This window comes from Pedobacter nyackensis, from assembly GCF_032678475.1.
GTDB lineage: Bacteria > Bacteroidota > Bacteroidia > Sphingobacteriales > Sphingobacteriaceae > Pedobacter > Pedobacter nyackensis_A.
The window spans coordinates 186,076-211,945 of sequence record NZ_JAVTSF010000009.1 but is presented as its reverse complement, the minus strand read 5'-3'; the positions used below and the strand labels follow the sequence as shown (position 1 = coordinate 211,945).

Annotated in this window: 23 protein-coding genes; 9 read left to right on the top strand and 14 right to left on the bottom strand. The window is 39.8% G+C overall.

The genetic code is table 11. The annotated features are described in order from the left end of the window. Nucleotides 1-3: 3 nt before the first annotated feature. The 5 genes from R2Q84_RS23620 to R2Q84_RS23600 form a co-directional block, all read right to left on the bottom strand. Complete coding sequence (locus tag R2Q84_RS23620) at nucleotides 4-1,434, bottom strand: redoxin domain-containing protein (protein WP_316819074.1); 1,431 nt, start codon at nucleotides 1,432-1,434, stop codon at nucleotides 4-6. Between the two features lie 32 nt (nucleotides 1,435-1,466). After that, a complete protein-coding gene (locus R2Q84_RS23615) occupies nucleotides 1,467-2,873 on the bottom strand; it encodes a RagB/SusD family nutrient uptake outer membrane protein (RefSeq protein ID WP_316819073.1) in 1,407 nt (468 codons plus the stop codon). An 8-nt stretch (nucleotides 2,874-2,881) separates the two neighbouring features. Beyond that, nucleotides 2,882-6,403 (bottom strand): SusC/RagA family TonB-linked outer membrane protein, encoded by a 3,522-nt coding sequence (locus R2Q84_RS23610; protein WP_316819072.1) that lies wholly within the window; start codon nucleotides 6,401-6,403, stop codon nucleotides 2,882-2,884. A gap of 323 nt (nucleotides 6,404-6,726) precedes the next feature. Then, nucleotides 6,727-7,887, bottom strand: a complete 1,161-nt coding sequence (locus tag R2Q84_RS23605; RefSeq protein WP_316819071.1) for a FecR family protein — start codon at nucleotides 7,885-7,887, stop codon at nucleotides 6,727-6,729. Nucleotides 7,888-7,984: 97 nt separating this feature from the next. Next, nucleotides 7,985-8,566 carry an RNA polymerase sigma-70 factor gene (locus tag R2Q84_RS23600; protein ID WP_316819070.1) on the bottom strand — a complete coding sequence of 194 codons (582 nt, stop codon included), beginning with the start codon at nucleotides 8,564-8,566 and terminating at the stop codon, nucleotides 7,985-7,987. 389 nt (nucleotides 8,567-8,955) lie between these two features. On the opposite strand from R2Q84_RS23600, the gene R2Q84_RS23595 reads away from it, so the two are divergent. The 3 genes from R2Q84_RS23595 (at nucleotide 8,956) to R2Q84_RS23585 (ending at nucleotide 9,983) form a co-directional block, all read left to right on the top strand. Next, entirely contained in the window at nucleotides 8,956-9,333 is a 378-nt protein-coding gene (locus R2Q84_RS23595) for a hypothetical protein (protein WP_316819069.1), read from the top strand. Nucleotides 9,334-9,402: 69 nt separating this feature from the next. After that, the gene (locus R2Q84_RS23590; protein WP_316819068.1) at nucleotides 9,403-9,717 is read left to right on the top strand and encodes a hypothetical protein; all 315 of its coding nucleotides are present in this window, start codon (nucleotides 9,403-9,405) and stop codon (nucleotides 9,715-9,717) included. Nucleotides 9,718-9,803: 86 nt separating this feature from the next. After that, nucleotides 9,804-9,983 (top strand): histone H1, encoded by a 180-nt coding sequence (locus tag R2Q84_RS23585; RefSeq protein ID WP_316819067.1) that lies wholly within the window; start codon nucleotides 9,804-9,806, stop codon nucleotides 9,981-9,983. A 57-nt stretch (nucleotides 9,984-10,040) separates the two neighbouring features. On the opposite strand, the gene R2Q84_RS23580 is transcribed toward R2Q84_RS23585, so the two are convergent. Both R2Q84_RS23580 and R2Q84_RS23575 read right to left on the bottom strand, forming a co-directional pair. Continuing rightward, nucleotides 10,041-10,229 (bottom strand): hypothetical protein, encoded by a 189-nt coding sequence (locus tag R2Q84_RS23580; RefSeq protein WP_316819066.1) that lies wholly within the window; start codon nucleotides 10,227-10,229, stop codon nucleotides 10,041-10,043. Between the two features lie 34 nt (nucleotides 10,230-10,263). After that, nucleotides 10,264-10,665, bottom strand: a complete 402-nt coding sequence (locus tag R2Q84_RS23575) for a hypothetical protein (RefSeq protein ID WP_316819065.1) — start codon at nucleotides 10,663-10,665, stop codon at nucleotides 10,264-10,266. A gap of 352 nt (nucleotides 10,666-11,017) precedes the next feature. Between R2Q84_RS23575 and R2Q84_RS23570 the strand changes: the two genes are divergently transcribed. After that, entirely contained in the window at nucleotides 11,018-11,929 is a 912-nt protein-coding gene (locus tag R2Q84_RS23570; RefSeq protein WP_316819064.1) for a hypothetical protein, read from the top strand. 121 nt (nucleotides 11,930-12,050) lie between these two features. Further along, nucleotides 12,051-12,650 carry a UPF0758 domain-containing protein gene (locus tag R2Q84_RS23565; protein WP_316819063.1) on the top strand — a complete coding sequence of 200 codons (600 nt, stop codon included), beginning with the start codon at nucleotides 12,051-12,053 and terminating at the stop codon, nucleotides 12,648-12,650. A gap of 46 nt (nucleotides 12,651-12,696) precedes the next feature. Here the strand turns inward: R2Q84_RS23565 and R2Q84_RS23560 are convergent, their stop codons facing one another. The 5 genes from R2Q84_RS23560 to mnmE form a co-directional block, all read right to left on the bottom strand. Then, nucleotides 12,697-13,395, bottom strand: a complete 699-nt coding sequence (locus R2Q84_RS23560; RefSeq protein ID WP_316819062.1) for a hypothetical protein — start codon at nucleotides 13,393-13,395, stop codon at nucleotides 12,697-12,699. A 189-nt stretch (nucleotides 13,396-13,584) separates the two neighbouring features. Next, nucleotides 13,585-13,947, bottom strand: coding sequence for a helix-turn-helix domain-containing protein (locus tag R2Q84_RS23555; RefSeq protein ID WP_316819061.1), 363 nt, complete (start codon nucleotides 13,945-13,947; stop codon nucleotides 13,585-13,587). Between the two features lie 124 nt (nucleotides 13,948-14,071). Next, nucleotides 14,072-15,208 carry a site-specific integrase gene (locus R2Q84_RS23550; RefSeq protein ID WP_316819060.1) on the bottom strand — a complete coding sequence of 379 codons (1,137 nt, stop codon included), beginning with the start codon at nucleotides 15,206-15,208 and terminating at the stop codon, nucleotides 14,072-14,074. After that, on the bottom strand, nucleotides 15,205-15,651 hold the full coding sequence (locus R2Q84_RS23545; RefSeq protein ID WP_316819059.1) for a helix-turn-helix domain-containing protein: 447 nt from the start codon (nucleotides 15,649-15,651) through the stop codon (nucleotides 15,205-15,207). Before R2Q84_RS23545 ends, R2Q84_RS23550 begins: the two co-directional genes overlap by 4 nt. A gap of 373 nt (nucleotides 15,652-16,024) precedes the next feature. Next, nucleotides 16,025-17,395, bottom strand: coding sequence for a tRNA uridine-5-carboxymethylaminomethyl(34) synthesis GTPase MnmE (mnmE, locus tag R2Q84_RS23540; RefSeq protein WP_316819058.1), 1,371 nt, complete (start codon nucleotides 17,393-17,395; stop codon nucleotides 16,025-16,027). 93 nt (nucleotides 17,396-17,488) lie between these two features. On the opposite strand from mnmE, the gene R2Q84_RS23535 reads away from it, so the two are divergent. Then, the gene (locus tag R2Q84_RS23535; RefSeq protein WP_316819057.1) at nucleotides 17,489-18,607 is read left to right on the top strand and encodes an AI-2E family transporter; all 1,119 of its coding nucleotides are present in this window, start codon (nucleotides 17,489-17,491) and stop codon (nucleotides 18,605-18,607) included. 42 nt (nucleotides 18,608-18,649) lie between these two features. Further along, on the top strand, nucleotides 18,650-20,131 hold the full coding sequence (locus R2Q84_RS23530; RefSeq protein ID WP_316819056.1) for a CotH kinase family protein: 1,482 nt from the start codon (nucleotides 18,650-18,652) through the stop codon (nucleotides 20,129-20,131). Between the two features lie 49 nt (nucleotides 20,132-20,180). Here the strand turns inward: R2Q84_RS23530 and argS are convergent, their stop codons facing one another. Further along, nucleotides 20,181-21,962, bottom strand: a complete 1,782-nt coding sequence (gene argS / locus R2Q84_RS23525) for an arginine--tRNA ligase (protein ID WP_316819055.1) — start codon at nucleotides 21,960-21,962, stop codon at nucleotides 20,181-20,183. 22 nt (nucleotides 21,963-21,984) lie between these two features. Beyond that, nucleotides 21,985-22,935 carry an arginase gene (locus R2Q84_RS23520; RefSeq protein WP_316819054.1) on the bottom strand — a complete coding sequence of 317 codons (951 nt, stop codon included), beginning with the start codon at nucleotides 22,933-22,935 and terminating at the stop codon, nucleotides 21,985-21,987. A gap of 103 nt (nucleotides 22,936-23,038) precedes the next feature. On the opposite strand from R2Q84_RS23520, the gene R2Q84_RS23515 reads away from it, so the two are divergent. Both R2Q84_RS23515 and R2Q84_RS23510 read left to right on the top strand, forming a co-directional pair. Further along, nucleotides 23,039-24,430 (top strand): arginine decarboxylase, encoded by a 1,392-nt coding sequence (locus tag R2Q84_RS23515; RefSeq protein ID WP_121272627.1) that lies wholly within the window; start codon nucleotides 23,039-23,041, stop codon nucleotides 24,428-24,430. Between the two features lie 437 nt (nucleotides 24,431-24,867). After that, nucleotides 24,868-25,818, top strand: coding sequence for a hypothetical protein (locus tag R2Q84_RS23510; RefSeq protein ID WP_316819053.1), 951 nt, complete (start codon nucleotides 24,868-24,870; stop codon nucleotides 25,816-25,818). Nucleotides 25,819-25,870: the final 52 nt, after the last annotated feature.

Genomic DNA, 25,870 nt, shown 5'->3' with positions numbered 1-25,870 from the left:
TTTTTATTTTTTTTCTCTAAGTACAAAAACTGGAAGTAGCCTCTTTTCTTCACTTACCTTCAAACCATATTTTTTTAATTCAAAATTTAACAACTGATAATCATTTTTAACACAATGAAATATCATATCTACTTTTTTTGACCCATCAATTCCAGTCTCATCAATAAATACAGGACCTTCCTTCTGATCATTCAAAGAGGTTAAATATTTAGACAAAGCTGCTTTAAATGGAAAGTTACTTATAATCAAACCTCTATTAGACTTCGTATTTTCATACAGCTCCGGCCCTCCTTTTGTCGATAGATTGCTATAATCCTCGGTTCGGTATAATACAATACACTTCAATTCCCTAAGCTCCAATTCACCTTCCATCTTGAACACTTTTTCTAGATCTTCTTTTAGAATGTTTCTAGATTTTAGATCATAAATTGAAGCCATTCCCGGATAAGATAGTTCATATAGAAAATGAGCATTTCGATAATAACGTTCAATCTCCATAGCGGAAGCGTTGTTATTAGGTTGATAATATGGAGTGTGCTGATCGTCAATAATTACTTTTATATCATAATCTATGTTATAAGCTAGTCGATAAAGACTGAGAAGATCTAAACCTATTCGTTTTCCAATTATCTCACCAGTTAATGGATTAACAATATCACTAAAAGTTTTTAAGCCTAAGTGATACAACGATCTCATTAACATAGAGTAGTATGGTGCCTCTAAATCAATTAGTGAATTTTGGGTTCGAATTGTATCTATGTCGTTTTCCAATTGACTCTGATTGAAAATTTTTGAAAATGAGAGAACATATTTACTCAACTCGCCATTGTTTATTAGCAACCTCGGATAATATGCTTCTTCATTGGATAATTCTAAAGGTTCCTTATTTACAATATTAAGTGGATTGCCAGCAATCAGATTTTTAACGTTTTCAGAAGTTGCAAATTCATCAGTGGTCATTCCTCTAACTATTCCGAATTTGTCTATCCACACTTGATAAGGTTCTCCCCGATGAGGAAAGAGCTCATTAAGTTTATGATTACTAAATTCCATCGGCAATTTACTACTTTTGACAATCACGGAATTTTTAAAAAGATGAGAGAAGTTTTCAATGGATTGCCAGGTAACCATCAATACTTCAAGATCATTCTTAAATTCATTCCTTAAACCTTCCATTTTTGGCATACCAGCAATACAGCCTCCACACCCATGGTTCCAAAAGTCTAATATTAAGCCCTTACCCTTGAAATCTGAAAGTCTCGCTTCTTTTTTATGGTAGTTATACATTTGATTTAAAAAAATCAAAGGAATAGTATCGCCTACTTTAAGGCGTTTAGAACTTTGTTGCACGTCATCTGATGTATTTTTTTGAGCAGTACCAGGTAATGAAATCAATAGCACTGCTGCCAGTATAAAGAATTTTAGTTGTTTCATATGTCTTAATTGTATGTTCCGCAATTTTAGCGCTACTTCCAACCGGGGTTTTGATCCATCCCAGTTTTTTCGATCACCTCTTTAGGGATTGGCATAGTATATTTATAACTATTCGGCTCGATTGTATAAGTTGTTCCATTGACAACCCTTTTAAGGGTTATTGCAAACCTAGGATCCCGGTTCAATCTTCTCAAATCACTCCAGCGTACACCCCGTAAAAGCAATTCCTTTTTCCGCTCTTTCAATACCTTTTGTAAAGCATCATTTGCATCGTCAGCCGAAACATCTGTATAGTCTCCAACCCATCTGGTTTTCAGTAATTTATTTAAATCTACCATTGCATCTATTAATCTACCGGCCCGGGCGTAACATTCTGCTCTGATCAAGTAAATCTCATCTGTAGCTAAACCTGAAAAACAATAATTAAACCCTTGTCCACTATAAGTTCCTTTATAATTAACGGAACTATTACTAGCATTGATATTAAAAAAGGCCTTCTTTCGTAAGTCGTTATCAGCATAACTATCATACAAATTCCTGTCAATTTCAAAGTTATAAAAGGAAGTTGCATTGTAAGCGGCACCACTTGAGTAAAAGATAATCTCCGAATTGTATCCTAAAAACGGGTTTAATTCACCATAAGTACCCAGTGTAGAATAATTGAGCAATGTATCGTAACTATTTAAGCAGAAACTGGCATTTAGCTCTGCCTGATCATATTTTTCCATGCTCAAATAGCATCTAGCCAGAAGTGCGTAAACTGACTGTTTAGAAGGCCTTGTTCGATACTCAGGACTTTCAGGTAGAAGGTCTTTGGCTGTATTTAAATCAGCTATAATCTGATCATAAGTCTCTTGCAAACTGCTCCGTTTGCTTGGATTACTAACATCAGACGTTAGACGTAAGGGAATTCCTAGTTTCTGCTGCGCATTACTTGCTTCAAAAGGTGGTGCAAAAATTTGAGCCAATTCATAGAATGCATGGGCTCTGTGAAAAAGTGCTTGCCCCTTTATATTTCTTAGTTCAGTATCTTCTGCAGGTGTATGTACTTTTATTTTTAATATTGTCTCCAACACCAAATTCGCATAATGAACTCTTCGATAACTACCTTTATCACCTGCGTTAAAACTCCAATCCTGACTTGTTCGAAAATTTGCATCATACGTCCATGTATAGGCCGTTCTCTCGTCTGGAAGCGAATTCAGCAGATTTTGATCAATAATAAAATGACTATCTGAAGCTACTTCGCCTAAGCCTGGGGTACCAGTGTTCATAGCATTAGCATTGTCCATTAATGCTTGGAGGTCTTCTAAGGTAGTTGGTACAGCCAACGATTTGTCGCTTTTCACATCGTACCAATTGCTTTTTTTGCAAGAATATGCCGTACAGATAAGCAATAAATATAATATTACGTTTATATATTTTTTCGTTTTCATCATTCTTACGATTAAAAATTTACATTTAAACCAAAAGCTAAATTTCTAGGCTGAGGCGTCATTCCAAAGCTGTAAGCATCGGGATCGATTCCTTTTTTATTCGCTCGCCACAAAATCCCGAGATTATTCGCATATAGATAGAGTCGAATTCCACGTAGAGGTAATCCCTTAATTACACTGCGATCCAAATCATAACTGAGCCGAATATCCTGTAATCGGATATGATCAGCCTTTTCAATAGTAGCATCAGAATTTTTAAAAGCTATGTCTCTTATCGAATCGTATCCAGTTGTAGGCTTAGATGGTATTGTCGTTTTCAGTTCATCGCCTGGCTGTTGCCAACGAATAGCATAGTCTGAATGCGACCTCCAACCGTTGTTAATTAAGTCAACATAATCTACAGTTGGCCGTCTAAAAACATGTCCAAAACGATAAGTTATATTAGCTGAAACCGAGAATGATTTATATCTAAATTCATTTCGAAATGCACCATAAATTGTAGGATTAGTTTGTCCGTTATATATGAGATCTTCAACTTTTGCATTTGGTAAATTAGCGTAATTAGACACCGAATCTGCAAGTATAATCCTTGGGTCTCCATTAGTCGGATTGAGTTTTCCAAATCGATAGCTGTATAAATAATTAACGGGAGCACCAATTTTTGGAATATTACCTAGAACTAATGAAAAAGCATCCGTTGTCGCCAAAATATCGCCGTAATCCGTAATCTTATCTTTATTGATACTCAGCAAAATAGAGGTATTCCAAAATAATCTACCTGTTAAATTCTTTGTATTTAAAGTAAAATCCCATCCTCTACCGTTCATACTAGCATAGTTACCACTGTAGCTTACTACACCAGTTGTTGGCTCAGTTACAATTGGCCCTAATAGGCCTTGTCCTCTCTTATTATAATATTCAATGCTGCCCTGAATTCTTTCGTGTGCTAAGGTAATATCTACTCCAATATTTATAATTTTCACCTTCTCCCAACTTAAACCTGGATTATTAGGTGTTCTCAGTTGACCAAATAATACCTGTCTAGACGGCACGTATAAGTCCACTGGGTCTTGATATTGGAAGGTGGGGAAACTTGTTGCGCCAGAAACAGTATTCCCTGTGTAGCCATAACTTGCCTTAAACTTTAATTGCGATAACCAAGAGATTTTATAAAAGTTTTCCAAATGTGCGTTCCAAGCCAAACCTGTGCTCCATAACGGTGTTTTACGGAGATTGGCCTTTAACCCAAAAAAATTACTTTCATCGATTCTTCCACTGGCTGAAAACAAATATCTATTTTTGAAACTATAAGCAGCATTAGCGAATTGACTACCAAAGCGGGTTAGGTAGTTTCGTGGCATAAATAATTCCCCAATAATTCTTTTGTAGCTTTGTGGACGTCGAACAAAAACTGCTTCTGTAAAGCTTACGGGTTTATGAATATTAGTATTTGGATCAAAACCATACAAGTTATTAAAGTCACTTTCAGTTGTGCTTTCTCTAATTTCTGTCCCTGCAAAGGTATTAATTGAATGATTTTTCCAGGAACTTACAAAACTCAAAGTACCCCGCAGATTCCAGGCGTTAAAATCTGTAAATGTCCGTTGGACTCTATCTCCTACAGGATATGGACTTATTAAGTTTCCGTCTACATCCCTATACATAAAAATATTAATATCATTGCGAACCGCAAAGGCCTTTATCTGTTCGTATTTTTCACTTTTTGTTAATGTTCTTTGATTTTGATATTGCAACTCAGCTTGCAAGCCATCTATAAAAGTATACTTTATGCCTGCCAATATCCTAGTGTCATTATGTCTGCTGGAATTTGTTGTATAATCCAGTTCTTCCAATGGTTTGTATTGCCAATTCAGAAGTCCATTAAACCTAACTGTATCTAAATAACCAAGTCTATAGTATGGGTTAACATTTTCAATGGGATTACCGTAATTATCTGCCAACCGATCATAAATGGATCGACTATAAGAGGGTAATAAGTCTGAATACGAGATGCCAGAAGCTTTATATTCGCTCCTTGTATGAACCAAACTGGTACTTAACTCAAATTGCTTTATTGGTTTAAACGTATTCTTTAGGTTTAAAGAAAGGCGGGTGTTATTAGCTTTAATATCTTGCTCCAAATTCCGATCATATCCTACAGACCCGTAATAAGTAAATTTATCTGCTCCTCCGTTAACATTTAAGGCATATTGTTGGCTTATACTATTACGCAAAAGATATCTATCGATATGGTTGCGAACATCATTTTTACCCATTTCATTTAGTTGTTGTAATACCGCTGGATCACTCGCCGCACTGTAACTTGGATCTCCTGTATTACGTCTTCTTCCAGCCAAGAGTATCTCAATGGCACTAGGTAATGGACTAACAGCACCAAACTGTGGGTATAAATCATCATAAGCATTATACATTCCTGTAGAAAACTGCTCTATTTGAAAATTAATCACCTCACTAGAAGATAAATACGGAATGTAGAACAAGTTTGGTTTTTGCTGAATGCTAAAATTACTACTTACCGAAATCCGCCCAGATTGATTATACTGTCCCATTTTAGTATTGATCACAATTACCCCATTACCTGCGCGTGATCCCCAAATCGCAGATGCAGCAGCGTCCCTAAGGACTGTAATTGATTCCACATCGTTTGGATTTAACGTATTCAAATCTCCTTCATAGGGAAAATTATCAACTACAATTAATGGTTGTTTATTTGCCTCAATAGTACTTTCTCCTCGAATTCGTATCTCATTTTTAGTTGTTGACGCTTTCCCAGCTATCGGATTAGCAATTAAACCACTGGTTACATAATAAATTCTATCCAACACATTTGCCCCTATTTGTCTGTTAAACAAACCATTATCAATCTGAACAACAGATCCTGTAGATTTTCTTAAATCTAACTCCTGATAACCTGTATTATAAGTAACTTTCACTTCCTCTAATTCCCCCGTCAACTGATTCAATTTAATCTCCAAGGGCATTATAGCATCTTTCAATACAATAACCAAGATTTTATACCCCACATAAGAAATAATCAGTTTTGCGTTATCATCAACACCTTTAATTTCAAACATTCCCTTATCATCTGTTTCGTAAACCCTATCCTTCCCTTCTATTTGTACATTTGCCTTCGGCAACGGATTTCCCTCCTCATCCACCACCCGGCCCCTAATATCGCGATCAGCCCAGCGCTCAACCAGGCCATCCAGAAAGGTGGGTGGGGCTTTTGTGATGATGATGTTTTTTGTGTCTATTTCGAATCTCAGACTTTGGTCTTTTAGGCTTGTTGTTAGTACTTTTTCTATGGGTGTGTTTTGGAAGTCTGCGTTTATTGCTTTGCTGTCTTTTATGGTGGCGGCTGTGTAGATGACTGCATAGCCTGTTTGTTTCCGGATCTCTTTGAAGAGTTGTTCCAGACTGATGTTGTCTTTTTTGAGCGTGAGCTTCTGAGCAAATGAAGCTGCGCTTACCTGCATCATCGTTGCTATAAATAAAACTGTGATGAGTTTCATAATTAACAGGATTTTAGGTACATGCCGGTCTACCCAACATGGTTTTGTCGTGTATATTTTATACATTTGGTCTGCTGTTTAGAATAAAAAAATGGTTTACAAGGTCATTTTCTGTCTGATCAGTTTTAAATCAGGGGTGTTTGCTGCACTCCTGATTTTTTTATTTCTGCTCAGATTTTTTTAATCTTCTTAATCTTCGCTAGGGTCCTGTGTATGTTGTTTTTGCTTTCATTTTACTTGGTTTGGTTTAGGTTCTAGTTAATTCGAGATTGGTAATTTTTATCGTTTTTTTTGTTTGCTGTATTGCTGCTTGTTTTTGCTAGTTATTTCTTGCTGATGATGATGCTCTTTCCTTCTGCTTGCATGTTGACGTTTGCTGCTTTGCTCAGTACCCTTAGCAGGCCTAAGATGTTTTCTGATCGGGAGACGCTTCCGCCAAATACATCTTTTTTAAGTTCTTGCTGTTTGAATATGATATCTACGTTGTACCAGCGGCTGATTTTGCGCATGGCGGTTTCCATGGTTTCGTTTTCAAATATGAAGAAGCCGTTTTTCCAGGCGACTGCTTCTTCAGTGTCTACTTGTTTTATGCTGATCTCGCTTGATGCGCTGTTTACGGCCTGCTGTCCGGGTTTGAGTATATGGGCTTTGCTGTTACTGGATTTTGCATTTTTCTCTGCAACTTTTACACTTCCCTCTAAGAGTGTGGTTTTTGTGGCTGCTTCATCTGCGTAGGCCTGTATGTTGAAATGGGTTCCGAGCACTTCGACGGTTTGTTTGTCTGTGGTTACGATGAACGGATGCGATTTGTCTTTGGCTATTTCAAAGTAGGCCTCGCCAGTTAGTTCTATTGTTCTGTTTTTGAGTTTTGCGAAACTGGTCGGGTATTTTATTTCTGATGCTGCATTCAGGTAGACGATGGAACCGTCTGGTAATTTGACCCTTGTTTCTTCTCCTTGTATGGTAGTTAATGTATTGTATTCTGTGGTGGATGAGTTTTGATCGGTTACCTCATAAAGGATCTGCCCGTCTGCTGATTTGGAAATCTTCACTCCGCTCTGACTGGCGATGTTTCCGGCTAAGGCGTCATTGATCAGGATCTGTTTTCCATTGGCTAAGGTTAGCGTCGCTCCTGCTTTTCCTGGTTTGATGTTGCTGGCAATGGTGGTATCAGTGGCTTGCTCAGTTGCTGGTTTGTATAAGTAAATGCATATCCCGATGAATGCTATGACTGCAGCTGCTACGCTGATGCTTTTCCAGAGTTTGAAAGTCCGTGGTTGTTTTGTTGCGCTGTAAATGTTAAGGTCAATATTGCTTTTGATTTCGTTCCAGGTGTTTTCATCAGGGAACTGCTCGCCTTGTCCTTGTGGATCGGCCCTGTGTTCCAGTGCGCGGTAATAAGTCTCGATGAGTTTTACTTCATCAGCACTGGCCTTACCTTGCTGGTATCTGGCAATTAGCTGGTTGATCAATTCCTTTTCCATTGAATACATGTAGGGTGTATAATAGATAGGTTACATAAGCCCTGCTTTTTGCCCAGTCGTGCTAAAAAAATATTTTATTTTTTTTTAAACCCGCTGATTATTGCTCTCCGGATAGGTAAATGAGGATATGAATGATCATCATCGCAGATTTGAGGCTGGCCAGTGCCTTTCCCAAATGGTTTCTTACGGTTTTTGGAGATAGGTTGAGTAGTTCTGCTATTTCCTCGGGACTGCGGTTTTCAGTATAGCGCATTTTGTAAATGATCCGCTGCTGATCCGGCAGGTTGTTGACGATTGCTTCATAGGCTTCCAGCAACTCTTTATACAGCATTTGCTGGTCGGGGCGTTCCTTGCTTTCCAACAGGTCCGTCAGCAGTTCCTGCATGGGCACGAATTTGTCTTGCCTGGCGATGCTGCGGAGCACTAAGTTTCTGATGGAGATGAATAAATATCCGGGTAAGTTTGCGATTTCTTGATGGTTACCCTTGAGCCAAAGACTGGTGAATACATCCTGTGTAATGTCCTGTGCAAGCTCCGGATCATGGAGCCTTTTGTTGGCTTCTGCATAGACATCTTTCTTGTACTTTTCGTAAAGTAGATCAAATGCTGCTTTACTTCCAGAACGCATTTCTGCGAGCAGAAGACTATCAGATTCCGTATGTGTTTTCCCCCTTAGCACGGCGCCTAAGTTAGTATAATTCTGGTGAGTTAAAAAAATCAGCTTCGCTGTTTCCCTGATCCAATTTACAAATTTTTTCGTGTATTATCCTTATCTGCAAATAATTATCTATTGGTTTTCTTTTTGAAACGTGCCTGCTGCGTTGCCGTAGGCTGACCTTATCCTACTAACGGCTGAGAATTAAAAAGAATGCGAATTTCATGCTCCTGAATGCCTGCGAACGCATAATGCTGAGCTGTGCCCATCAACCTCCGGTACTTATATAGTTCTGCTCCTTTTTCAGGAGTCATGGCTCCGCTGCTTTCTTTTTAATCCTCCCCCCGTAAATAAAAAAGGGCTGGCAAAAAAGAGAAAAACAAACAAAATTTTTAACCTTTTAAATTGCTTTTATGAAAGCACTAACTGAATTTACCAATGTCGACAAAGCTGCACTTTTGCATCAGTTATTCCCTGAGGAGATTCCTGAATTGTTGGATTTTATCACTGGCATGTGCCAGAGCATTAAAGAAAAGGAAGCGCTTTATCGTTTTTCCTGGGATAATGGTTTGATGTCTTTTGATTTCTGGCTTCGGTTGTTAAACAGTTCTGAGTCGATGATTGCGCAGAAACGAAATTCGTTAATTAAAAGCCATCTGATTTTTTCAGAGCAGTTATTTTCTGACCATAAGGCCATCTTTCTAAACCATTGTATCAGTGTGTACACCACTGCACGGAAGCATCCCAACCCGAAATTCACTTTGTTGGTTGAGCTGTTGATTCATCCTTAATCACACTAAAATTATCAAAATGTTAAACCTTTCCCTGTACCTCAGTGCAGGGAAACTAAACCGAAAAATATGAATTTAATTAATGGGACTGATCTTAAAACCCAGTTATTGATTTGGGAAGATGCGGTATATGAAGCGATCACACTGGAGTTGGATAGACTGAACAGAACGGTTGCCATTTCAGAATTGGTATTTAATCCTTTTGTGAGTGAGATATCGGCCTACACAGATGGGATTACCCTGAATGAGCATGATGCGCCTGTGGTGGTGACTTCCTTCGCTGATACGGATGCGAAGTTGCTAAGCGATTGCATGAGCGACTCAGAGATTGACAGCTGGGGTTTACTAGGCTTACTAGATGGGCTTGAAAGTATAACTAAATAGAATACTAGCCGGGATTTCCCCGGCTTTTCTTGAATTTAGCCAGAATTCCGGAAAACTGTTATCTTAGCTGCCTTAATTCATAAAAAATGGAAAACTTCACAAAACTTAAAGAAGTGTTAGCTACTGTTGAGGCTGACGTTGAAAAATTTTACAATGCTGGTAACAGTGCTGCTGGTACACGTGTACGCAAAGCCATGCAGGATCTTAAAACCCTTGCTCAGGACATCCGTATTGAAGTTACAGAGAAGAAAAACGCAGGTAAATAAATCAACATTGTTTTGGGAAAACCCCGGATTTGTTTGTGCAGATCAGGGGTTTATTTTTTATTCGCCTTCCTCAGTCGATTGCCCGTTCACTTTTGTGATGTGAACGCCGTCCACAATCGCTGCATCCTTGATGATAAAGTCGTAGAGATGATCAATGATGACATCATATATTTCCTGATCCTGGGGCATTTGCTTTCCTGCAGCCGTTGAGATACTGATTTCAATGGTAAGTGTCTTTGATTCCATAGCTTAGTTGATTTTTGTGGTGGTTAAAGTCTGGTTAATCCGTGTCTACCTGATTCTGCTGAGTGACGAGTAAGACCTGGTTGTCTTTTAACCGGAGATAGCCCTGGTCAAAACAGAAGTGGTAGGTGTCCCCTTTCTTGGTGGTCTGATAGCTGGTGATGTACCTGAAGTTGAATCCCAATGCATCCAGCTTCTCCTTACTTACTTTAGTCGTACCGGTGGTATTCAGCTTCCTCATGATCCGGTAGTTGCTCAGAATGATCTTTGGAATGGTTCTGACAAAATCAGGCAGCGCGATCCTTTTTTCCAGCTTGATTTTATTATTGAAGTCAACTCTACATGCGTCGGTACAAAATTTCTTGTCAATCCTTCCGACACTGAAAATCTCCCCGCAGTTGCTGCAGGTCTTCGACGTCTGTATAGTATTGTTAATCAAGGCAGTTAGATAGATAATAGCTATGCTAAAATAAATTATTTCTCTGATCGGATCTAATAGACCGACAAACTTTATCCGTGTAAGCGACTATTTACCCGTGTATGCAAAAATCTTACATGGATATTTTTTTGGCATTGGTTGATCTCCAGCCTGGGCCCGTTACCATAAATTATGTCACTAAGATCGTCTTTTCGGCTTAGGGTTCGGGCGATAAACCCGCCCCAAGGTCGTCTCCAAAAATGGGGTTTCCCTAAAGGGAGCCTCCACAATTTTTAGCGCTCCACCTTGCCTTTTTCAGCCTGATTAGCCGCCGTGTCGTGAAATAATTTAATGTTTCACTAATCCCTTTATCATGAGACCACCAGCTAAAAACTACTCCAATCATCAAAATTGCGCCCATGCCTGGGCACACCAGCTTAGCCCAAACGGACATGCAAGTAACCTGTATTTTGAAGGTTCTACCATCTTCAGTTATGGCAGTCACTTCCCTATTGCCACACTTGTTGAAAACCGGGTCTTTTTCACTACTGAAGGCTACAGCGTATCTACCTCAAAACATAAATGCCGGGTGCTTTCAGCCGTTTCCCATCTGAAAATTGTTTATGTCAAACATGTACCACTCGGCACTGACCCTGCATCTGATCAATCATTTATCCGAAAGAACATTGAAGACTGGATTTCAGAAATCCAGCATTTGATCAGTACACTGGAAAGATATCCAAGACGCCTTTCTCTCCTTAGGGAGATAGACTACCTATTATCCCTTCTGAGAACTTTTATCGATGAATTGGGAGTTACTCCGGATCATCATCTTCAGCAGGTCCTGGATCACCCGTCACTGAATGCAATCGCTGAACTGAATGCCGCCAGAAAACTCAAAGCTGCTAAAGCTGAACAAAAACGACTCGCCTTACTGACTAAGATTTTTACAGGTCTATTGAAAGCCTGGAAATCAGACCTAGGTAACAATGGATCTCTTCAGAATCCTATTGACAGCAACCTTGCCTACCTACGCTGGAATGATAACACCAATTGCGTGGAAACATCCAAAGGCATTCAGGTACCACTGGAAGTGGCAAAAAAATGTTTTGATTTCCTGCATAGTGTACTACCAGAAGGTTGTAGTGACTGCAACTTCAGGTTAATGGGTTTCCAAATCAATAGCGTAAGCCCCGAGTACCTGATCGTGGGTTGTCATAAAATTGCGATGAATGAAGTAACAGACATTGCAAGAGAATTAGAATGGATCGGTCCCGGCGCATAGCGCGGGATCTTTTTATCCGTGTAAGAAAGTCTTTACCCGTTTAAACTCAAGTTTTATATGGATAATTTTCGGATGGATCGTGGCAGTATGCTGAGGTTTGCTGCAACAAAACCCGAATGTTATGAAACCACAAACCTTAGAAAGCGAAACTTTTGGATCAGGCTCAAGAAGCTATTTCATTGACTTTTCAAAAGCTACAAACCAATCTGAATACATCAAGATTACCCGATCTGATAAACAAGCGGACAATACTTACAAGAAAAATTCAGTAATTATCTTCGAGGAGGACTTCAGTTTTTTGATTGAAAGCTTTTCCATGTTATTCACCAGTGTCATTCATAGGAAGGAAAAGAATCATTCAGAGGTGACTGGTACCCATTCCAATGCCCCTGAATTTAGAAAACGAGGTATTAAAAGCTGGGCTCCTGAAAAAAGGCCAAGAGAGAAGCTGATGGAAGGCGGAGCTGGGTCTGTTTCCACTGCAGAATTATTGGCTTTATTGATTGGATCGGGGACAACAAAAGAAACCGCGGTTGATCTCGCTGCTAGAATTCAAAAAAGTGTTGGTGGTGACCTGAATGCATTATCCGAGCTTCCGCTTAAGAAATTGACCAGGTTTCAGGGAATTGGGGAGGCAAAGGCTGTAAGTATTATGGCAGCTATGGAATTGTCAAACCGTAGGGATACAATCTCCTTTCCGTTTAAATTAAAGGCTGGATAACTCAGGAGACAGCTTATACTTCTGGCTCTCGTATTAAGTCATTAGGCTAGTATGATCTGATCCTGCGTTTTTTCTGCTTCGTTTCACTGAAAAACCGCTTGTATATCAGGCAACCTATCCCAAACGCGACTACTCTAATTAAAGTTTTTGCTAATGGATTTTTGTTGTCGGGGCTTACTTTTGCTTCGTAATTCCCAATTGGTTTAAAGTAAGCATTCTGGCAGCCGTAAAAATTTTTACGGTCAGTCTGTTGAATAATCTCATTCTCCAGATCTGATAAATGAAAAACTCTGGGATAATTGCTCAAATCGATCACCAGACAGTCTGCGCCCTGCTGCTGATAATCCAAATGCTTTTCATAGGTCATCGGATGAGAAACTTCGATTTCCACGAGCAGGTTCTTTTCCTTCCCGTACAATGTAACGTCCGGGCGGTATTTGCTAAAGCTAATTTCAGGTTTTCCAGAATAAGCGAATGCCGGTCTACCTGGTAAATTGATCGAATTATTAGCACAAATAATTTCTTTCGCTGTCTTATGCAATAACGTTTCAAGAGCTGGCTTACAATTTGAATTTGCACTTTTATGTCTGAAATGTCTGGTCGTTAATGGCACATCTAGTACACAAACTATTCTTCCCCCACATTCAGCACATAGAAAATCTTTTCTAGTCTCTTCGGTCACGTCTAGAATATTAAGGATCTGCTGGGTAAGCTTGTATCTGCCGAGCGTAAATTTTGCAGCCATGTTGATTAATTGTTTACATACGAATATGAGCAAAACAGAAAGCGGCACCAATCAGAAGACTGGTGCCGCTTTCAAAATTAACGCTCTCAATACAATAATATAAAATTTCTGAATGTATTGCAAGTTATTTCTCAATTCAACAGATTTCTCGAGACTAATTGACTTTCTTCTGCTTAGATATTCGTTTTGTCAGCGGTTATTTCTGTAACCTGAATGTCTTTCAGCCCTTCTTTTCGATGCATGATATTCAGTTGCCGCAGAACTCAGTTCATCTACAGTTGCCCTTCTACCACTTCTCAACCATTCCAGTAATTCCTTTTTGGAAAAGTACAGGCGCTTGCCCTTTTTGATTACTGGTATCTTGGATTGAGAGCTTAACCCGTAGATGGTGTTTTTTGCGATGCCTAATAAGGTTGAGGCTTGGGTAATAGACAACAAATCTGCTTCAGGTCCTTCTGTTGGCGTTTTTCCTTGTATCCTAAGCTCATGCAATGCTGCTTCGATGTCGTTAAGTTTATCCATTATGACCTGAAAAGGGTTTTCTAATTGCATAGTTTTTCAATTGATATTATTTTTCTGTTGTATAGCTTGATTCCTTCTGGTTTCGTTGCTTACAAATTTTCCGGACATCAAATCTAACCCTCAGAACTGTCCAGCGATTCTGGTGGATGAATTTTTAGGAGGCATTAATCAATGCCTGTATATCAGCCAATTTAATTTTCTCTGTTGTTCCTTTTTTCTGGGTATCCAGCAAGTGCAGGTACCTCATGGTGCTTTTGATGCTTTTATGACCGAGCATTTTCATTAATGTAAATATGTCGGTGCCTAAGGCCAGTTGTAAGGTGGCATAGGTATGCCTTAGACAGTGGAAAGTGAAGTTTGATTTATGAACTCCGGCCAGATCCAGCCATTTCGCTAAAAAGGGTTTGATCCTTGAATAGCGTAGGTCCCTGAAGACCAGATCGTCCAAATATCTCCGTTCACCTAACAATTCAAACGCTTCGTCGGAGATGGGAAATGTTTCAGGTGATTCCGTTTTTTCCTGAGTAAATTGTATGTAGTGGTTCCCATAAAAGCCTCTCACCTGCTCCCATTTCAAGGATTTGATGTCGCAAAACCTAAGGCCGGTAAGTACCGCAAAGATAGAGGCCTTTCTCATCACGCAATTAGGAATCGGTACTTTTACCAATGCGCGAAACTCTTCCAGGGTTAGAAATTCTCGGATTGCTTCCTGTTCATCAATGGGCGGAACGATCTCGTATAAGTTTTCATCTAGCAGTTTTGCTTTGTATGCCGTCTTTAGCATGGTGCGAAACTTTGCAAAATAACTTCCTGCGGTATTAGAGCCGATACGCTTGCCGTACCTGCCAATTCCTGGTCCTGTGAGCATATAGTCACGGTATTCCTCGGAGAATTCCTCTGTGAGATCCCGGAACCGCAATCCTGACCCACCGTAACTTTCAAGGTACCTCCATGCCATCTTCCAGCCAAAATAATTTGAACCTGATTTTCTAGAAGCTATCTTTCTGAAGTATTCGATAAAATTGCCATCTTTTCTTTCTTCGGCTAGAAATCCAAACCGGTGATTCTGGATCTCAATTAGTCGTTGAGCACATATGTTCTGTGCCAGTAAATAAGTCTTCCGGTTTGTTTCCCGCTCCAGATCTGTTTTGGGTTTTTCTAGTAGGTAAAGCTTGAGGAATTGCCTGCGGGTAAACACACCGGTATCAGGATTCCTGATGGCAGGATAAAAGTCTAAATAGAGTGAAATCCTGCCAGTACCAAGGGTTTTCTTTCTTAAGTTAACACTCATAAATTACTGTCTTTTAATGTGGTATTGGTCAGGTTATGAATATCTGCTTTAGATACATAGACAAATTTGCCTTCCTGAAACTTAGAAATATTGTTACGCTTAATTGCTGAATAAAGCGCCTTTTCGGACATACCGGAGATTCTGATGGCCTCTCCCATTGAATAGCAGTCCTTTATTTTCAAAGGTATGACTTTTACTTCTTTTATCATAGCAACAACCTGCTCCTGATTGAACAACTTATCAATCTCTGATCTTTTAATCTTAGTTTGATGTGCGCCAAGGTTTACCGCATTGATTGTTCCTTTCCTGATCAATGCATAGATGGTGTCTTTAGAAGAGTTCAGTAATTTGGCAACTTCCCTGACTGAAAGGAATTCTTTAGCTTGCAACTCTACCATTGGTTTAGATTTAACAGTCTGAGTCTGCTGTTCACTTAGTCCCATCTTGAGCTGTTTGATTCTAAGTTTACCAGCCCGGCTGTTGCAGGTGTGTGAACAAAATCTTGTCACTGTCGTTTTTGCCTGAAAATCGAGTCCGCAGTACTCGCATATTCTGTTGATTCTGATGTTTGAACTCATGGCCTTATTCGTCCTTAGTTATCATTAGTTCTCCTTAATTGTCCGCGGTTGACGGGTTAGCTCGCCACTTTTTCTAAGCGAGGTACAAATCCTCCTTTTGAGGTACAATTCCGGTACAAGAATAGGCTAAATGATGCTGAAAATCAAAAACCTGCGATCAACAAAAAACCGCTATAGGTCTTATCTACAGCGGTTTTCTCAAAATTTTGTATTACTTATTTGGGGCTATTTAGCCACCTTACTTTCCGATACAGAACTTACTAAAGATATTTTCCAACAAATCGTCCGTTGTAACCGCCCCCGTTATCTCACCAAGGTAATGTAAAGCCTGCTTAATATCCATAGCAAGGAAATCAGAAGTAACAGGATTTACAAGTCCTTCAGCAACGCTATTCAAAGCCGTACGGGTTCTTTGCAAAGCTTCTACATGTCTAATATTCGTAACCATAGTATGATTATCAGATAACTTATCCCCTACAGCCGTATCATATAACATTTGCTTAAACTCTTCTATATTTTGACTTTCCTTCGCAGAAATAGAAATAAAGTTAATATCTGATGGTAGTTTCAACTCCTTCAGTTTATCATTATAGGAAAGGTCCATTTTATTGGCAACTGCAATAAAAGCAATCCCAGGTTTGTGTAAACTTAAAATATCATCACGTACTTCGGAAGCAGAAAGATTGACCACATCAAACAAATATACCAAAACCGCCGACTGGCTGATCTTCTGCATGGTTTTCTCTACACCAATCGCCTCTATCGTATCTGTAGCTTCACGAATACCTGCAGTGTCAATCAATCTGAAATTGATGCCGTTGATGTTCAGCACTTCCTCTATCGTATCACGGGTAGTACCAGCTATTTCACTAACAATCGCCCGGTCTTCATTCAACAAAGCGTTTAGCAGCGTTGACTTACCTGCGTTTGGTCTGCCGGCAATAACCGTATTGATCCCCAGTTTAATTACATTCCCCAATTCAAAAGAGCGGATCAGTTTGTTCAGCACCACGGTAATTTTGCTGATCAAGTCTTGTAACTGGTCTCTGTTGGCAAACTCCACATCCTCTTCTGCAAAATCAAGCTCCAGCTCAATCATCGAAGCAAAATGAATCAGCTGTTCGCGCAACACGTTCAATTCCGTACTAAAGCCTCCCCTCAACTGGTTCATAGCTACACTGTGTGCCGCAGCCGAATCAGAAGAAATCAAATCGGCCACAGCCTCGGCCTGGGAAAGATCTAAGCCGCCATTTAAAAATGCCCTTAAAGTAAATTCACCTGGCTTAGCAGCAGAGGCACCTTTTCTGGTCAGTAAGCTGATGATCTGCTGGATGATGTAATTAGAACCATGGCAGGAAATCTCTACCACATTCTCTTTGGTGTACGACTTAGGCGCCACAAATAAACTCACAAGCACCTCGTCGATAACTACATTCCCATCCTTAATTAAACCAAAATGTATGGTGTGGGAATCCTGAGCCAGTAAGTCCTTTCCGCTAAAAACAGAGTTGGTAATGGCAATTGCATCCTTTCCTGAAAGGCGGATTACGCCAATAGCACCCACTCCGGGCGGTGTAGACAAAGCAACTATAGTCTCATTTGTAATCATCGATAATCTTTGTTAAGTTTAATTTCTGGCACAAAATTAGCCAAACATTCGATACCTTATAATGTTATCCCTTCAAAAACAAACAAATTACGAATGAAAGACATGCCGCTTACCGTCCGACGGTCAATTGAATTACTCGGGATCGTGCTCGTTGGAGCCCTCTTTGTAATCGGAAAAGACATCATCATGCCAGTCATCATGGCCTTTTTTATCAGCATCGTATTGCTGCCTGTATTTCGTTTCTTAAGGAAATATAAGTTCCCCGAAATTGCCGCTATTATTCTACCCATCCTGCTGCTCGCGATTTTTGTAGGTGGTATTGTATGGTTCTTCTCTGCACAGATTGGTATTTTGGCTGCCGACTTTCCCCAGATCAAGAGCAATGTAAACTCCCACTTAAAATCACTAAGCGAGTGGTTTAGTACCATTAGTCATGTTTCGACCGCCGAACAAATGAAATTTATCACTGAAAAAAGTGATGACTTATTGGGAATGGCCGGAAAAGCTGCCAGCGGAGCTGCAGTGACTTTAAGTTCCATATTTGTTTTTATGGGTTTATTACCAATCTACATTTACCTGATGCTCTTTTATAAAGACATTTTACTACGCTTCATATTCATGTGGTTTAAACCAGACCACCATCCTAAAGTAAAAGAAGCCATTTACGAAACAGAATCCATCATAAAAAACTACCTGGTAGGTTTACTGATCCAGGTAACCTACATGACGGTTCTTTTAGGCGGTATATTGTTGCTGATCGGTATCAAACACGCATTATTGATTGGAGTGATTTTCGCAATATTAAACCTGATTCCTTACGTAGGTGCCTTAATCGGTAATATTATTGGTGTGATGCTTACCCTCACCTCTTCTACCGAATTATGGCCTGTAATTACAGTACTAGGCGTGATAGCAGTAGTTCAGTTTCTGGACAACAATATCCTGATGCCTAGAATTGTAGGTTCAAAAGTTAAGATCAATGCCTTATTTGCGATTCTGGGGGTAATCATTGGCGGAAGCATTGCCGGGGTCTCTGGCATGTTCCTCTCCATGCCCATTATTGCAGTATTGAAAGTTATTTTCGACAGAACAGATACCTTTAAACAATGGGGCGTATTGTTTGGAGATGAACGCCCGTCGAAGAGCCCGATGACCTTTGCCTCCTTCAGGAAGAAAAAGCCTGTTCCTACAAAAACAGGAACGGAAAAATAGAAAGCATTTAACCACCATAACCAAACTAACCAAATCAACTAAATGAACACCACCACGAAACTGTTCTTATTTCTTCTTGTTCTGGGTACCGGTAGCAGCTGTCGCAAACAAACACCTGTTCAATTAAACAGCGATAAAGAAATTACGGGTTTTAAATTAGAACTTACCCACAATACCGGAAGTATTGAAAAAGACATTGAGGGCAAAATAACCGGCAATGCTATTGTATTGGTACTGACAAAGGAAACTGACCTTACAAAACTCAAAGCAACCTTTGTAACCAGCGGGAAATCAGTTACTGTAGCCAACGTAAAACAAGAATCGATGGTTACCGTAAATGATTTTTCAAAACCACTGAATTACCAGGTAACAGCCGAAGATGGTAGTCAGCGTACCTATACAGTTACCTGTGAATGGAAAATTAGTGTTCCACATGTTTATATTCAAACGGCGAACAATACTCCTGTGACCTCTAAGGACGATTACTTGCAGGCAGACATACAGATAACAGGCAGTACTGCTTATCCGGATTACACAGGAACAACAAAGATTAAAGGTCGTGGAAATTCCACCTGGAACCTGCCTAAAAAGCCTTATCGCTTAAAACTAGATAAAAAAGCATCTATTTTAGGACTTGCCGAAGAGAAAGACTGGGTACTGCTGGCCAATTACATTGATCCAACCCTAATGTGCAATGCGGTAGCGATGAAAACCGGCCAACTATTGCAAATACCGTATACCAATCATATCATTCCGGTCGACGTGACCATAAACGGCACTTATATGGGTAGTTATTCCCTGACCGAACAGGTCGCCGTGAGCAAAAACAGGGTAAACATAGAAGATGGAGGCGTTTTGATGGAACTTGATGTATATTTTGATGAACCATGGAAATTTACCTCATCCAATTACAACCTGCCGGTGATGATCAAATATCCGGATTTAACATCCAATGATCAGCTCAACCTCATTAAAGACGATTTCCAGCTAATGGAAAATACAATTTTTAATAATGGATTTCCCAATAACAACTACACGGATCACTTCGACATTAATGCGCTGGTCAACTATTTCATTGTGTATAATTTAACTGGAAATGAAGAATTGAACCATCCCAAAAGTGTGTACCTGTATAAACCAAAAAATGGAAAATACACCATGGGGCCGTTATGGGATTTCGACTGGGCATATGGGTTTGAAGGAAGTGGAACACATTTCAAAACATTTGACAGACCCTTGTTCTGGAACTCATCTGCAATTGGAACGACCTTTTTCACAAGACTCTTATCCGATCCGAAGGTTAAAACCCTTTACAAACAAAAATGGACTGCTTTCAAGGCAGATAAACTGCCCGAACTCTTAACGTATATAGACAGATATGCGAATACCATTGAAACCTCCCAAAAGAAGGATTATGACAAATGGGGCAATAGTAGTGGAAACTTCAGCGCAGATGTATTGAAAATGCGCAACTGGATAAAAAACCGGGCCACTTACATAGATCAATATGTAGCTGGTTTTTAATTAAATCCCTCCTCAGTTTAAATTGGACTGAGGAGGGATAAAGTAATGCTTACATTCTTTCAGGAACGTTAATGCCTAAAATGCGCATTCCATTCTTTAAGATATTGGCCGTTACGAAACTTAAATTCAAACGGTGTTTTTTAACGCCTTCATTTTCTTCTTTGATAATCGGTGGCGTTTCATGATAAAACTTATTGAACATTTTAGCTACTTCATATAAGTAATTTGCTAACAATGCCGGACTGTGCGCCTTAGCAGCCGATTGGATCTCTGATGGGTATTTAGCCAGCAACATGATCATTTCCAGTTCAGTTGCCGTAATCACTGCATCAGCAACACCTGCATGTGCAAAGTCATAATTGGCTTTTTGCAACAACGACTTAATCCTTGCATGGGTATACTGAATGAAAGGCCCCGTATTACCCTGAAAATCGATAGACTCAGCCGGATCAAATAACAATCGTTTTTTAGGCTCTACCTTAAGCAGGAAGTATTTTAAAGCACCCATACCAATGTTGTAGTATAAACGCTCTTTCTCTGCTTCGTCAAAATCATTCACCTTACCTAAAGCTTCAGTTTTTGCTTTAGCGGTTTCTATCATCTCTGCAACCAGGTCATCTGCATCAACCACAGTTCCCTCGCGTGATTTCATTTTACCACTTGGCAAATCAACCATACCATAGGATAAATGATGTAATCCTTTGGCCCAGCTTTTACCCAGCTTCTCCAGGATTAAAAACAAAACCTTGAAATGATAATCCTGCTCGTTACCCACCACATAAATAGATTCTTCCATTTTGAAATCATCATACTTCATCTGTGCAGTTCCAAGATCCTGTGTAATGTATACAGAGGTACCATCGGCGCGCAACACCAGTTTCTGGTCTAAACCATCGGCAGTCAGATCTATCCATACGGATCCATCAGGCTTTTTAAAGAAAACACCTTTTTCCAGCCCTTCTTCAACTGTTCCTTTACCTAATAAATAGGTATTGCTTTCGTAATAGTATTTATCGAAATCAACGCCCAGGTTTTTATAAGACACTTCGAAACCGTCGTAAACCCAGCCATTCATTTTTTTCCAAAGCTCAATCACTTCAGGTACACCAGCTTCCCAGTCCTGCAGCATTTTTTGTGCTTCTTTAATCAACGCAGCGTTTTTCTTCGCTTCCTCTTCCGTCTGCCCTTCCAGTTTTAAAGCCTCGATTTCTTTTTTGTACTCCTTGTCGAAAATCACATAGTATTTTCCAACCAGGTGATCTCCTTTTAACAGCGAACTTTCAGGTGTTTCTCCATTACCCCATTTTTGCCAGGCCAGCATCGATTTACAGATGTGGATCCCCCTGTCGTTAACCAGGTTTACTTTAATCACCTCACAACCACTTGCTTTCAGTAATTCCGCAACGGAATAACCCAACAGGTTGTTACGAACGTGGCCCAAGTGCAATGGTTTATTGGTATTTGGCGAAGAATATTCGACCATTACCTTTTTCCCGTTCGGGCTAAATATGCCAAATGATGGGTTTAACAGGTCTGTATTAAACAGGTTAACCCAATACGAATCAGCGATGCTCAGGTTCAAAAAGCCTTTAACCACGTTAAAAGTGGTTACTTCTTCAATATTTGCCACTAAATATTCGCCCAGATCTGTAGCTGTTGCTTCCGGTGATTTTTTAGAAAAGCGTACTACAGGAAATACAACTATAGTGATCTGTCCTTCAAATTCAGACCTTGTATCCTGCAAACTCACCTGATTTTCAGGCAGCTCTTGATTGTATAATTCTTTTACTGCAGCTATTGTTGCGGTAATAATATGTTGTTCGATGTTCATATGCTAATAATCCCCAAATCTACTATTCGTTTCTGAAAGCGTTAGTCGCTTTAATTAAAATTTCAAAGGCATGCTCTGCCATCTGGTTTTCCCGGTCTAAAGTTGGGTTGACTTCCACAATTTCGAAGCAGCAAACTTTTTGGTTGGTAATCAGTCCCGACATTAGCTTGCCCGCTTCCCGTTCTGTTAAACCTTGTGCTACCGGTGTACCTGTTCCTCTTGATGCGGTAGGGTCCAATGAATCTACATCAAAAGAAACATAGATCAGATCGCAATGGTCCAGATACTGAAGCGTCTCAATTACTGTACGCTCTACTCCTCTTTTTCTGAGTTCGGTAGTACTCACAATCTTTACTTTGTTTTTCTTGAGGATCAGTTCTTCGGGTTGTTCCATATCCCTGGCCGAAATCAGTACCAGGTCGCTATAATTGATTTTTGGTGCGATGTTTCCAACGTTTTTCAGCTGGTACCAATAGTTGATCGTTTCCTGGTCCAGTTTATTCACTTTCGCGTCCAGATTGTCTTCATCCAAGGCCATAGCCAGCGGCATTCCGTGCATGTTTCCCGACGGAGTTGTGTAAGGGGAATGTAAATCTGCATGTGCATCGATCCACACTACACCTAATTTTGCCTTAGGATTGGCCGTTTTTATGCCGGCAATTGTGCCTGCCGCAGTGCTGTGATCACCTGCTAAAACGATAGGAAATTCTCCTTTTACCAATGTTGAACTTACCTCGTCACTTACGCGCTCAACCATGGTCAATATTCCGGAAATCCGCTTTGCAAAGGGGCTGCCGGTGCTTTCAAGCAACAAATGGTTCTCGTTAGGAACCTCCACAGACTTATGTTTTTTAAAAAATCTGCTCCCAAAATCAAGGGCTGCAATCTTAATTGCATCCACTCCCAAACTCGCCCCGCGTGTGCCGGCGCCGATCTCAGATTTTACTTCAATAATTTTTAAAGTCTTAGTCATAAAAAAAAATACGGGTGTATTTTATAAAGTGTTTATCTTTGAGCCCAAAATTAACTTATTTTAATTTGCCAAACCTTATAAATAATAGTTCAAAAATAAAAAAATGCAGAGTTACTCCGAATTTCTTGATCTAAGTGTTGGTTTCCCTCAGGAAGGTTACAGCGTTATAGACGACGAATTATATTTTCAAGACCTCAATCTGATGGAGATGATTGAAACCTATGGTACGCCATTACGTTTCACTTACCTTCCTATGATCAGCAAGAAAATTCAGCAGGCCAAGTTGTTGTTCCAAACGGCGATCATTAAGAACAACTACCGTGGCGATTATAAATATTGCTATTGCACCAAGAGCTCGCACTTCAGACATATTGTTGAAGAAGCCCTTAAAAATGGTATCCACCTCGAGACCTCTTCTGCGTTTGATATGCCGATGATCGAGGCCCTGGAGAAAAAAGGTGCCTTAACTAAAGACATCACCGTAATCTGTAATGGTTTTAAAACTTATCAGTACAAGCAATATATTATTGATATGTTGCATGATGGTTATAAAAACATCATTCCGGTATTAGACAACAAAGAGGAGTTTAACCTTTTTGATGATGAGGTGGAAATGGATACACCTTGTAACCTGGGTATCCGTATAGCGGCAGAAGAGCAGCCGGATTCACAATTCTATACTTCGCGCTTAGGTGTACGTTTGGAAGATGTAATTGATTTCTACAACAACAAGATTTCTGCAAATCCTAACTTCAGGGTTAAATTGCTGCACTTCTTCATCAATTCTGGTATTACCGATTCTCCGTATTACTGGAACGAACTGGAGAAATATGTAACGTTATACTGCAAATTCAAAAAGATCAATCCTGAACTGGATACTTTAGATATTGGTGGTGGTATGCCATTTAAAGACTCTTTAGTATTTGATTTCGATTACGAATACATGGTAAACGAAATTGTAAAAAGGATTAAAGAGATCTGTGCGGAGCATGATGTGGTGGAACCGGATATCATTACTGAATTTGGTAAATACACGGTTGCTGAAGCTTCTGGTATTTTGTACAAAGTATTAGGTCGTAAACAACAAAACGACAGAGAGAAATGGTTAATGCTGGATGGTTCGTTCATCACCAACCTACCAGATGTTTGGGCATTGAACCAAAAATACATCCTCCTTCCGATCAACAACTGGGATGCAGAGTACGAAAGGGTAAACTTAGGTGGTATTACCTGCGATGGACAGGATTATTACAACCAGGAGGCACACATGAACAGTGTGTTTATGCCTAAAACCCGTAAAGTTCAATACTTAGGTTTCTTTAACACTGGTGCATACCAGGAAGTATTGAGTGGCTACGGAGGTATACACCATTGTTTATTACCTAGTCCGAAACACGTAATCATTCGCCGTAACCGCGATGAAACCTTCAACTTTGAAGTATTCGGGGAGGAACAAAACAGTAAACAGGTATTGAAAATTCTGGGTTACACCTAGCATTTATCAACTCACAATAACGCAAGGGTGCATCATATTACATGATCACCCTTTTTTTACGCTCAAAGTTTTTTCCGCTCCATACATAACCAACCTTGTTTTTACTGCCGTCATACCGGCGAAGGCCGGTACCTCTCGTTAGAAAAGTCTACTATAATAGATACCGGCCTTCGCCGGTATGACGAATGCTTTAATTACATACTGCTTTAAATACGTAATACACTCTTTCTGCTCCCTGCTTGGCCGCCCAGTTTGAAACAAAAATTACCTTCTCCGAAAGAGCCTCAGCGTTCTTCGCTTTTTCAGCGAAGCAACCGAGCTTGCGAGCTCAACGAAACCATTAAAAGCAATAGATACCCTCTGAGTTAATGCAGCTCTTGAGGAGAACGGTTATTTTTGCTAGCTTTACCGTAATACAAACCATTAACCCTTTATAAATGGACGAAAAACCTTCTTTTTGGCAGCGAATAGGTATACAGGATTGGTTTTTAAGCAGCAATGAAACCGGACCAGTTGCTAAAGCACAGCCACTTACCCCCGATACAGTTTATAAATACATCATCGATAAGTTCAAGGAATCGATAGCAGAATTATCCTTTGCTGAACGAATTGTTTTCTATCACGAATACATCATTTGCTTAAATACCGACGACTACCGGACTTTTATGGACAATAAAAACGGTCTGTTTGGATTGATTGCCCAGGAATCTGTAAAAAAGTTTTATGAGATCCTGAACGATTATGCCGGAACCGGCAAAAGTGTGGAACCATCGAGCAATAAATGGGTATTTCGTTTTGTGTCGCACCCGGATTATAAAACGGGCGACAAAGGTTTTATAGGTAAGTTAATGCCTGATGCCGGACAAAAACAAGAAAACCTTAGGGTTACATTTATTCCCCGGCAAACCGGGTTGGCACAAACATTCGACATCAGTAATGATATTCTAAAAGACTTTATCTTTTATAGCGAAGGGTACTACGAAATCCCTTACCTGGCAAATTTAAAAAATGCGCCTAAAAACGAAGTCGTTGAAGGAAATGTCCTGTTAGCCAGATTTGAAACTACCCTACCGGATAAAGCGTATTCCGGACAGAAGCTGGAGTACCTGATGAAGTTTAACGACATCATCATCTCAGGAGATGAAGAAACACGGGAAGATGCCAATGTATTTAAGATCCCCTCAGAATGGGTAAACTCCCCACACCTGCAAATCAGGTACAACAAAACGGAAGATAAATTCTACCTCTCTTCCTTTGGCGAGAAAACAATATTAAATGAGAACCTGGTAGAAAAAAGCACACCAGAACATCCTAAATGGGTAGAATTACCGTTAAATTCAAGGATTATATTGAACGGAATTATTGGCATTAATATTTTTAAGTCCTGATTTATGTCGCAAATACTATCAATAGCGTTATTAGTTCTATGTGTGATTTTAT

Bases quoted from the DNA above. Each gene is read 5' to 3' on its own strand.
- R2Q84_RS23620 (WP_316819074.1), bottom strand. From the start codon at position 1,434: ATGAAACAACTAAAATTCTTTATACTGGCAGCAGTGCTATTGATTTCA.
- R2Q84_RS23615 (WP_316819073.1), bottom strand. From the start codon at position 2,873: ATGATGAAAACGAAAAAATATATAAACGTAATATTATATTTATTGCTT.
- R2Q84_RS23610 (WP_316819072.1), bottom strand. From the start codon at position 6,403: ATGAAACTCATCACAGTTTTATTTATAGCAACGATGATGCAGGTAAGC.
- R2Q84_RS23605 (WP_316819071.1), bottom strand. From the start codon at position 7,887: ATGGAAAAGGAATTGATCAACCAGCTAATTGCCAGATACCAGCAAGGT.
- R2Q84_RS23595 (WP_316819069.1), top strand. From the start codon at position 8,956: ATGAAAGCACTAACTGAATTTACCAATGTCGACAAAGCTGCACTTTTG.
- R2Q84_RS23590 (WP_316819068.1), top strand. From the start codon at position 9,403: ATGAATTTAATTAATGGGACTGATCTTAAAACCCAGTTATTGATTTGG.
- R2Q84_RS23585 (WP_316819067.1), top strand. From the start codon at position 9,804: ATGGAAAACTTCACAAAACTTAAAGAAGTGTTAGCTACTGTTGAGGCT.
- R2Q84_RS23580 (WP_316819066.1), bottom strand. From the start codon at position 10,229: ATGGAATCAAAGACACTTACCATTGAAATCAGTATCTCAACGGCTGCA.
- R2Q84_RS23570 (WP_316819064.1), top strand. From the start codon at position 11,018: ATGAGACCACCAGCTAAAAACTACTCCAATCATCAAAATTGCGCCCAT.
- R2Q84_RS23565 (WP_316819063.1), top strand. From the start codon at position 12,051: ATGAAACCACAAACCTTAGAAAGCGAAACTTTTGGATCAGGCTCAAGA.
- R2Q84_RS23560 (WP_316819062.1), bottom strand. From the start codon at position 13,395: ATGGCTGCAAAATTTACGCTCGGCAGATACAAGCTTACCCAGCAGATC.
- R2Q84_RS23555 (WP_316819061.1), bottom strand. From the start codon at position 13,947: ATGCAATTAGAAAACCCTTTTCAGGTCATAATGGATAAACTTAACGAC.
- R2Q84_RS23550 (WP_316819060.1), bottom strand. From the start codon at position 15,208: ATGAGTGTTAACTTAAGAAAGAAAACCCTTGGTACTGGCAGGATTTCA.
- R2Q84_RS23545 (WP_316819059.1), bottom strand. From the start codon at position 15,651: ATGGGACTAAGTGAACAGCAGACTCAGACTGTTAAATCTAAACCAATG.
- mnmE (WP_316819058.1), bottom strand. From the start codon at position 17,395: ATGATTACAAATGAGACTATAGTTGCTTTGTCTACACCGCCCGGAGTG.
- R2Q84_RS23535 (WP_316819057.1), top strand. From the start codon at position 17,489: ATGAAAGACATGCCGCTTACCGTCCGACGGTCAATTGAATTACTCGGG.
- R2Q84_RS23530 (WP_316819056.1), top strand. From the start codon at position 18,650: ATGAACACCACCACGAAACTGTTCTTATTTCTTCTTGTTCTGGGTACC.
- argS (WP_316819055.1), bottom strand. From the start codon at position 21,962: ATGAACATCGAACAACATATTATTACCGCAACAATAGCTGCAGTAAAA.
- R2Q84_RS23520 (WP_316819054.1), bottom strand. From the start codon at position 22,935: ATGACTAAGACTTTAAAAATTATTGAAGTAAAATCTGAGATCGGCGCC.
- R2Q84_RS23515 (WP_121272627.1), top strand. From the start codon at position 23,039: ATGCAGAGTTACTCCGAATTTCTTGATCTAAGTGTTGGTTTCCCTCAG.
- R2Q84_RS23510 (WP_316819053.1), top strand. From the start codon at position 24,868: ATGGACGAAAAACCTTCTTTTTGGCAGCGAATAGGTATACAGGATTGG.